Genomic DNA, 9,544 nt, shown 5'->3' on the forward strand with positions numbered 1-9,544 from the left:
ACAGGGAGTTATACCAAACACATTACCTGTTTAATTCGAAATAGGGACTTACGTAACGTAAACAACTTGCGCGCATTTCGAGAAAGGTGGGGAAATGGGGGCGTGCTGGTGCTGCTGGCCCTGGCGGGCTGCGATAAAAAAGCGGCTACCGGCCCGCTGCTGGTGTACACCGGCCCGCTGATGGAAACCACCAACGTGAATACGCTGGTCAGCGACTCGGCCAAACTCAAGTTTCAGCTCACCGCACCGCTGGAGCAGCAGTTTGAGAACGGGGACGTGATTTACCCCAAGGGCGTGCAGGTGACCTTTTATTCGGCCGACGGCAAAAGAACCGTGGTGAACACGCTGACCGCCAAATACGGCAAAGCCGACAAGGCCAAAAACCTCTACATCATGCGTGGCGACGTGCGGGTCGTTAACGTGCCGCAGGAGCAGCGTCTCAACACCGAAGAGATGTTTTTTGATAAGAGCAAGCAACTGATTTACACCGATTCGGCCATGTTTGTGAAGGTCACGACCCCCACCGAATACGTAGACGGCTACGGGCTGACGGCGAACCAGAATTTTTCGCGCTACAGCATGAAAAAGGTCACGGGCGTATTTGCGGCTCCGGCTCCGGGTGCGGCAACCCCGGCGAAATAGGGCTGCAGCGGCCCCTGACTGGTCAGTTGTTGGTTTGAAAAAGAATGTTCAGTAAAATACCTTCCCATGACTTTCGATAAATCCATGTTGCGCACCATTCTTTTTTCGGTGGGCGTCGCGGCGTTGGTAATTGGTATTTACCAGACGCTGCTGTTCAATAGTATAGCGGATAATTACTGGATTTTTATGGTGGCCATGGCCTGCTGGTTTCCGCTGCTGTACTGGCGGCAACAGGAGCGACTGGCCGCCAAGGTGGCGGAAGAAGAAGCTAAACTGGCCAAAAAGAACCAAACCAAAACCCCCGCCAAATCCAACCGGAAGCGCCGTTAAGGGCTTCTTTTCGGTTGGGGCGGCTGCGGAGCCGGCAGCTGAGGTGGAATCCACAACGGCCTCCCCGAAGGACTTAAAATCAGGCAAAACTTTGATTACCGGTCAAATTCTGGTTATTTTGCGCCTCTTTTGACCTCACTCAATGAATTGTTAGCGGCGGGGTTGCAGTTGTCAGTACGTGCTGACCAACTGTTGCCGGGCCCTCGCAACCACCAACTAACTGACAACCGACTAGGAAAGAATGGCTTTAATTAACACGATACGAGAAAAATCAGGCGTGGCAGTTGGCCTCGTGGCCATTGGCATGCTGCTTTTTATTGTGGGCGGCGACCTGGTGGGCGGCAACAACAAGCTCTTCGGCGGCAACGATACCGTGGTGGGCGAAGTAGCGGGCCAGAAGGTTGAATTTGATGAGTACAACAATGCCCTGGAGCAAGCCAAGCAGGCCTTTATCTCGCAGCAGCAGCGCCAGCCCGACGACCAGGCCATGGGCTACCTGCGCGACCAGGCGTGGAATCAGACCATCTACCGCCTGGCCTTCAAGCCCGAGTGGGAAAAGCTGGGCCTGACTGTGTCGGACGAGGAATTGGTGGACATGGTGCAGGGCGACAACATCAACGCGGGCATCAAGCAAGCTTTTACCGACCAGCAAACCGGCCAGTTCGATAAGGCCAAGCTGATTGACTACCTGAAAAACCTCGACAAGCTGCCCCCCGAAACGCAGGCGGCCTGGTATAATTTCGAAGCCAACCTGCCCGCCGAGCGCCTCGCCAACAAGTACAACGCGCTGCTGAAAAACTCGGTGTACGTGACCACCGCCGAAGCCAAGCGCTTCAACACGCTGCAGAATACCAAGGCCACGGTGAAATACCTGTTCGTGCCCTACGCCAGCATTTCCGATTCGGCCGTGAAAGTGACCGACGCGCAGCTGCAGGCTTATCTGGACAAGAACAAGAGCAAGTACAAGGTAGAAGATGGCCGCTCGGTGGAATACATCACCATCCCGGTGGTGGCTTCGGGCGAAGACAGCACCAGCGTGAAAGCCACGATTGCCGACTTGGCCACCCAATTTGCCTCGGCTCCGGTTGATTCGCTGTTTGTGACGGCCAATTCGGAGCAGCCTTACAACAAAGCCCTCCGCAGCCCCGCCGACCTGCCCGAGGAGCTGCGCAAGCAACTGCCCCTGACGCAGGGCCGCATCTACGGGCCTTTCGCTGAGAACGGCACGTATTCGCTTTATAAAGTAACCGGGGTGAGTGCCGGTAAGGAGTCGGCGGCCCGCGCCAGCCATATCCTCATTAAGGCCGACGCCGCTACGCCCGAAGGCAAAGCGGTTGCCAAAGCCAAGGCTGAGGACATTCTCAATAAAATCAAGGCCGGCGCCGACTTTGGCGCTATGGCTCGTCAGTTTGGTACCGATGGCACCAAGGACCAGGGCGGCGACCTCGGCTGGTTCGGCCAGGGCCGTATGGTGCCCGAGTTCGAGAAAGCCATTTTCGCGGCTACCGCGCCCGGCCTGTTGCCCAGCGTCGTGGAAACGTCGTTCGGCTACCACGTCATCAAAGTAACCGGCGCCCCCACCAAGCAAACCTACCAGGTAGCCGAAGTGAAGAAGAGCATTGCCCCAACCGAAGCCACCCGCGAAACTGCCTACACCAAAGCCCAGCAGCTGAAAGGCGAAGCCACCGACCTGGAGAGCTTCCGCAAGCTGGTGACCAAGGACAAAACCCTGGTGAAGCAGGAGGCTAAAAACCTGGACCGTGGTGCCCGCAGCGTGAACAACCTGCAGAATGCCCGCGAGGTAGTGCGCTGGGCTTTCGGCTTCAACCAGACCGGCGGCGAGACCAAAGTAGGCGACATCTCCGAAGTGTATGAAATTGGCGACCAGTACGTTATTGCGGCCCTCACCGAGGAGCGCTCCAAAGGCACCGCTTCGGTTTCGGCCCTGAAAGAGGAGCTCTCGGCCATGGTGCGCAAAGAGGAAAAGGCCAAGCAAATCATGGCCAAGCTGCCCAAGACCGGTACTTTGGAAGACATGGCTGCCAAGTATGGTGCTACCGCCCAGGTGGGCGTGGCGCCGGACGTAACCCTGGGCCAGGGCAACCTCACCAACGTGGGTTTCGAGCCATTAGCGGTAGGCAAAGCCTTTGGGCTCAAGGCCGGCCAGAAGTCGGCTCCCATCGAAGGCGAGCAGGGCGTGCTGGTAATTGAGCCGGTGAGCGTGAATGCTCCTGCAACTGCCGATGCTACTGCCGTGAAAGCCGTGCAGCAGCAGCTTGCCCAGCAGCGCGCCCAGCAGCAGGATGGCAAAATTTACGAGGCCATCAAAGCCAAGTCAAACGTGAAGGACAACCGCACGAAGTTTTTCTAGGACGTCAATCCTCCGATTTGAAAAGGGCCGTACCTTCGGGAGCGGCCCTTTTTTGTTTTTACGCGTCATTGCCCCGGCCCGCGAAACAAGTGCCTCGCACGAGTGGGTTTGGGGTTGAACGAACCAGCCAAACCCAAGCGTTGATGGCAGGAGTAGGTAGTTTTTAGTTGCTGGATGTCAGTTGGCTGTTGTCAGTTGAAGAGTTATCCAAACAACTGCCAACCAACAACTAACAACTAAAACCAGTTTATGCGTCCGCATTCCCTGATATTAGCCGCCGCTTTGCTGCTTGCCCTTTCGGCGCAGGCGCAGGATTCTTCGAAGGGCTGGACGCCGGTGAGCGGCATCGCGCTGGCCAACGACTACGCCCGCCGCGGGGAGCACGAAAAGACGGTGTTTCTGCTGGAAAAGCTGCCCGGTGCCGAGCAAACGAGCCCCGGCGTGTTCCCCGTGTACCTGGCCTCGCTGCAGGCCCTGAAACGCTACAAAGACGCCGAGAAGCTGGCCAAAAAAGCCACCAAGCAGCACCCGGAAGACGCCACGATGGGCGTGGCCTTGGGGGGAGTGTACGCCATGGCCGGCGATGCGCCCGCCGCCGAGAAGCAGTGGCAGAAAGTGCTGAGCCAGCTCGCACCGCCGCAGGTGCAGCTCGTGGCCGCCGAGTTTAGCCGCCGCGAGCTGCCGCTCTGGGCCGAGCGCACCTACCTGCGCGGCCGCACGCTGGCCAAAAACGACACGGAATACGCCCCCGAGCTGATTCGGCTCTACACCCAAAGCCAGAACCAGGCCCAGGTGCTGGCCGAAACCCTGCGCCTGATTGCGCTCGATGAGAAGCAGCTGCCCTTTGTGCGCAACATGCTGCAAAACGCCCTGCGCGAAGAAAAGGACTTCGATACGCTCGAAAAACTGCTGCTCACGGCCACTCAGGAGCATCCCGAGCAGGCGAGTTACAGCGAGCTGCTGCTGTGGCTGCAAATGCAGCGGCGCGACTTTGCCGGGGCGCTGGTGCAGGCCCGCGCGCTAGACCGGCGCGGGCGCGGCGCAGGCATCCGGGTGATGGAGCTGGCTGCCATCGCGCAGCAGAACAAGGACTACGAGAGCGCCATCGAAGGCTTTGGGTACGTGGCCCGCGAATACCGCGCCGGCCCCTATGGCAACCTGGCCCGCCAGCGCCTGCTCCAGGCCCGCGAGGCGCAGGTGCGCGAAACGTACCCGGTGGATTTGACCAAGGTGCGGGCTTTGGTCGCCGACTACGAGTCGCTGCTGACCGAGCAGGGCCGGACTCCCGATACGGCGCCGGTGCTCCGCAACCTGGCCAACCTGCACGCCTTCCAGCTGAATGACCGCGCCAGGGCCATGACCTTGCTGCAGGAAATAATCGATATGCCCCGCGCCGGCAACGACGTGGTGGATGAAGCCAAGGTGACGCTTGGCGACCTGTATTTGCTGAAAGCGGAGCCCTGGGAGGCCACGCTGCTGTATTCGCAGGTGGAAAAGTCGCACAAGGACTCGCCGCTGGGCTACGAGGCCAAGCTGCGCAATGCCCGTCTGAGCTACTACGCTGGCGACTTCAAGCTCGCCCAGAGCCACCTCGACATCCTGAAAGAAGCCACCACCCGCGAAATTGCCAACGACGCCATGCAGCTCTCGCTGCTGATTCAGGACAACACCGTGGAAGACACGCTGGGGCTGGGCCTGCGGGCTTTTGCCGCCGTGGAGCAGCTCGTGTTTCAGAATAAGATTAGCGAGGCCATCACGGGCCTGGACCAGCTGCTGGAGAAATTCCCCGGTCACCCCCTCTCCGACGACACCTATTACCTGAAAGCCCAGCTACAGCGCCGCACCGGGGATTTTGCCGCCGCCACGGCCACGCTCGAACGCATCACCAACAACCCCAAATACGACGTGCTGAGCGACGACGCCCTGTTTTTGCTTGCCCGCATTCAAGAAGAAGACCTCAAGGACAAGGCCAAAGCTCAGGAGCTCTACAACCAGGTAATCACCAAATATCCCGGCAGCATCTACGTGGCCGAGGCCCGCAAGCGCTTCCGCAAGCTACGCGGCGACGGGGTGTAGGTTTTTTAGGGTAGGAGGGTGTGCGGGCAAGAGGGTAAGAAGGATTCCAAACGCACTATACCGACTATTTTTTCGGCAGTTGCTCGGAAGCAGCTAAAGCCATTTCGGAGTCTTTTTGCGGGCTCTTTCAATTCTCTAAAAACCGCCTTGAGTGGATGGGAATTGAACGTGAAGCAAGGTGGAGAAAGGATTCCAAAAAACAGTAGGGTAGAATAGCAAACTCATGCCCTCTTACCCCCACACCCTCCTACCCTAAAAAACCTATCCGAAGAACACGAACATTACGACCAGGGCCAGGATAAACACCACGTACATCAACCCATCGGAAAGAATGTACTGGCGGTACTTGCGGTAAAATTCCTGGAGCTGACGCATGGATTACGGCGGGTGGGTGCCGGGCACCAAAGATAAGTCCGCCGGGACGGGGGAGGGGTTTGGTCGTACTTTTGAAGTCATTTCTACGACGTATCAAATGCCCATATCCGCTAGTAAGCGCTGGAATTATATCCCCGAACCGGACCCGCAACGGGTCAACCGCTTGGCTGAGGCCCTCTTCATTGCCCCTGAAATAGCGGACCTGCTGGTGCAACGCGGCATTGACACGCCCGCCGCCGCCGCCGCCTTCTTCCACCCCGACCTGCGCCAGCTGCCCAATCCGCTGCTGATGCGCGACATGGACCGCGCCGTGGCCCGCCTCAGCCGCGCCCTCAACGAAGGCGAAAAGGTGGTGGTGCTGGGTGACTACGACGTGGACGGCATCACGTCGGTGGCCACGGTGATGAGCTACCTCACGCCTTTGTTTGGCGCCGAGCGGCTGCGTGACTACATCCCGGACCGCTACACCGAAGGCTATGGCATCTCCGAAAAGGCCATTGACTTTGCCGCTGCTAATGGTTTCACGCTCATTGTCGCGCTCGACTGCGGCATTAAAGCCGTGGAACAGGTGGCGTATGCGACCAGCAAGGGCGTCGATTTCATTATTTGCGACCACCACCTGCCCGGCGACGAGCTGCCGGCCGCCGTGGCCGTGCTCGACCCCAAGCGCGCTGATTGCACGTACCCGTACAAAGAGCTTTCGGGCTGCGGCGTGGGCTTCAAGCTGATGCAGGCCCTGGGCGAGCATTTGGGCCTGCCCGAAGCCCCGCTGCACGACCTGCTGGACCTGGCCACCGTGAGCATTGCCGCCGACGTGGTGCCTATTACGGGTGAAAACCGGATTCTGGCCGCCCACGGGCTCCGCCGCTTCAACGAGGACGCGCAGTTGCTGCGTCCCGGCTTGGCGGCCCTGCGCGAGCTGGCCACCCTGCGCGAAGGCGCGTTGGGCATCAGCAGCCTTATTTTCGGCTTCGCGCCGCGCATCAACGCGGCCGGCCGCATGGGCGACGCCCGCCGCGCCGTGGCCATGCTGCTGGCCCCCGACCAGCAGGAAGCCCGCTACACCGCCGAAGTGGTGGACCAGATGAACCAGCAGCGCCGCGGCTCCGACCAGCAAACCACTCAGGAAGCCCTGGATATGATTTCCGGCAGCCCCACCCTGCAAAACGCCCGCGCCACTGTGCTCTATAAAGCCGACTGGCACCAGGGCGTGCTCGGCATCGTGGCCTCACGCTGCCTCGACCAGTACTACCGCCCCACCGTCATTCTCACCCAGCGCGATGGCAAGGCCACCGGCTCGGCCCGGTCCGTGGCCGGGTTTGATGTGCACAGTGCCCTCGAAGCCTGCGCGCATTTGCTGGACCAGTATGGTGGGCACCGGGCCGCCGCCGGCCTCACGCTCAAAGTAGAAAACGTGCCCGCTTTCCAGCGCCTCTTCGAGGAAGTGGTGGCCGACACTCTTACCACCGAGCACCTGGTGCGCCCGGTAGAAATAGCCGCCACTTTGCCATTGGGGCGCATCAACGAAGATTTTTTTGGCGAGCTGCACCGCATGGAGCCTTTTGGTCCCGGCAACCCCAACCCGGTGTTTGCCTCGCAGCGGCTGGTGGCGGTGCCGCACAGCGCCCGCGTAGTAGGGCAGGGACACCTCAAGCTGCGTCTGGCCTCAGCCGATGCCCAGGGCCCGGCCGTGGATGCCATCGGGTTTGGCCTGGCCGATTACCTGTCCGAAATCGAGCAGGGCCAGCCCTTCAGCGCCTGCTACACCGTGGAGTTGAACGAGTACCGCGGCCAGCGCAGTGTGCAGCTGCGTCTGCTGGACGTGCGCTGGGAGTAAGCAAACTTCTGGTACAAACACAAAAGGCAATGCCCGTGACTGATTCAGTCACGGGCATTGCCTTTTGTACCAACTGCTCGGCGCTATTCCGCTGGCATAGGGCGCGTGCGGAAGTAAAAGGTGCTGGTTTTGGCTTTGCCGTCGGGCTTGCGGGTACGCTGGATGTAGTCACCGGGCACCAGCAGCCACGTGCCGCTCTGTCTTATTCCCGAAGAACTGTATTTGGTGGTGGTGTACTCAAACAGCTCTAATCGGACCAGCTGGTCCTGCACGTAGCGTTCGGTTAGCCAGAGTCGGCCATCTTGTGCCCGGTATTCGATTTTCTCGATTTTGGTGCCGGTGGTTTTGTGCTTGATTGTATGCACTTTAAGTGGGACACGCCCGGAATGAGAAGAACTATAGCTTACAATTTTGCGGCGTAGCCCCCGGATTCCGGTAAACGAAGCACTGAAATTCCGCAGTGACGCTTCGTTATCGCTACGGTAAACGGCGGCTTTGGCCAGCACCGAATCGCGTGCGGCCGTGTACTGGGCTGTGGTTGGCGTTAGTTCCGAAGTTGCTTCGGCGGCCAATTGGGCCTGGGCCGGTGCCCCCAGTGCGAGCAGTCCTGCTGCCCCGATAACTAGACGTTTTGAGAACATAAAACAGAATGTGGTAGAAAATGCCCGAAAGATATACCCGGATTAGCGTTGCCGCATAACCTGCCACACCCACCACAGCAGCGGCAGTTGCAGCGGCAGCCGCGCCCACGCCGCCCAGCCCGGAATGCCGAGCTGCTCGTGAACCAGCGCCATGTACACGTTGGCCGGAAACACGGCTACGAGTAGGGCCAGCAGGCCCCAGCCCGCCACGCGCCGGGTGCGGGCAAACAGCAGCCCCAGCCCGCCCAGAATCTCAAAAAAGCCACTTACGTACACCAGGGCCAGGGGCTGCGGTAGTAGCGGCGGCATGATGGCCAGGTACGTAGCCGGATGCAAAAAATGCCACAGGCCGGCCGCCACGAAAAGCAGGGCCAGCGTATAGCGGCTAAAAAGCTGGAGTGTCATATACCCGCAAAGGTGGGTCCGAAAGGCGGGGCATCAGTCGTGGCGCCCGTTCGCGAGCCTAGGGCGTGAGGACATTAAGAAATGAGTTATTCATCTAAGCCAATCAAGTGCTGCTCCGATATGCCAGAACGCGAGGAAGGAAACGATGGTCTTCTCGTAGCGGGTGGCCAAGCGGCGATACTGCTTCATGCGTCCGAAAAAGCGTTCGATTTTGTTGCGGTCGCGGTAGGCATTCTCGTCCAGGGGCAGCGGTTGGGTGCGGTTGGGGTGGCTGGGGATGACGGCTTGAATACCGCGTTGAGCGCAATAGGCGCGGGTTTGGTCGCTGTCGTAGGCCGTGTCGGCCACTACCTGGCCCACGTCGAGGCCGTCGAGCAGGGGCAGCGCCTGCGGGCTGTCGCCGGCCTGGCCGGGGGTGGCGAGCAGGCGCACCGCGTTGCCCAGCGACTCGACGCAGGCGTGAATTTTGGTGCTCATCCCGCCCCGGCTGCGGCCGAGGCACTCGGTCTGAGCGTCGCTTTTTTTTGGCCCGCCGCGTGCTGGTGCGCCCGCACGATGGTCGAGTCGAGCAGCACCCAGTCCAGCTCCGGCGCTTGGACGACCTGGAAAAGGCGGCGCCAGACGCCTTTTTCGGCCAGCCGGCGGAAGCGTTTGCGGGCCGTGTCGGACTTGCCGAAGCGTTCGGGCAGGTCGGCCCACGGGCAGCCGGTGCGCATTATCCACACCACAGCGTTGAAAAACAGCCGGTTATCGACGGCCGTCGCCCCGCCATCGGCGGCCTTGCCGGAGAGGTGCGGGGCAACCAGGGCCCAGGTAGCATCAGAAATTTCGTGACGGCGCATGCTGAAAAGTAAATAAGCAGTAAAC

7 protein-coding genes and 1 pseudogene are annotated in these 9,544 nt (G+C 60.1%); 5 read left to right on the top strand and 3 right to left on the bottom strand.

Going from position 1 to position 9,544, the window contains the following annotated elements:
* Positions 1-66 precede the first annotated feature (66 nt).
* From lptC to recJ, 5 genes are all read left to right on the top strand, one after another.
* The gene (gene lptC / locus GM79_RS04030; RefSeq protein WP_235183913.1) at positions 67-642 is read left to right on the top strand and encodes an LPS export ABC transporter periplasmic protein LptC; all 576 of its coding nucleotides are present in this window, start codon (positions 67-69) and stop codon (positions 640-642) included.
* Between the two features lie 66 nt (positions 643-708).
* A complete protein-coding gene (locus tag GM79_RS04035; protein WP_035559597.1) occupies positions 709-972 on the top strand; it encodes a hypothetical protein in 264 nt (87 codons plus the stop codon).
* 241 nt (positions 973-1,213) lie between these two features.
* Entirely contained in the window at positions 1,214-3,343 is a 2,130-nt protein-coding gene (locus tag GM79_RS04040; RefSeq protein WP_035559600.1) for a peptidylprolyl isomerase, read from the top strand.
* 249 nt (positions 3,344-3,592) lie between these two features.
* A complete protein-coding gene (locus GM79_RS04045; RefSeq protein WP_072008528.1) occupies positions 3,593-5,419 on the top strand; it encodes a tetratricopeptide repeat protein in 1,827 nt (608 codons plus the stop codon).
* Positions 5,420-5,957: 538 nt separating this feature from the next.
* Entirely contained in the window at positions 5,958-7,631 is a 1,674-nt protein-coding gene (recJ, locus tag GM79_RS04050; protein WP_235183915.1) for a single-stranded-DNA-specific exonuclease RecJ, read from the top strand.
* 83 nt (positions 7,632-7,714) lie between these two features.
* Here the strand turns inward: recJ and GM79_RS04055 are convergent, their stop codons facing one another.
* The 3 genes and pseudogenes from GM79_RS04055 to GM79_RS26450 all read right to left on the bottom strand — a co-directional run.
* Positions 7,715-7,996, bottom strand: a complete 282-nt coding sequence (locus GM79_RS04055) for a hypothetical protein (protein ID WP_035559603.1) — start codon at positions 7,994-7,996, stop codon at positions 7,715-7,717.
* A 318-nt stretch (positions 7,997-8,314) separates the two neighbouring features.
* Complete coding sequence (locus GM79_RS04060; RefSeq protein WP_035559606.1) at positions 8,315-8,677, bottom strand: DoxX family membrane protein; 363 nt, start codon at positions 8,675-8,677, stop codon at positions 8,315-8,317.
* Between the two features lie 90 nt (positions 8,678-8,767).
* A pseudogene (locus tag GM79_RS26450) lies at positions 8,768-9,544 on the bottom strand (IS5 family transposase); the annotation flags it as partial.

The organism is Hymenobacter sp. IS2118 (assembly GCF_000715495.1).
Lineage (GTDB): Bacteria > Bacteroidota > Bacteroidia > Cytophagales > Hymenobacteraceae > Hymenobacter.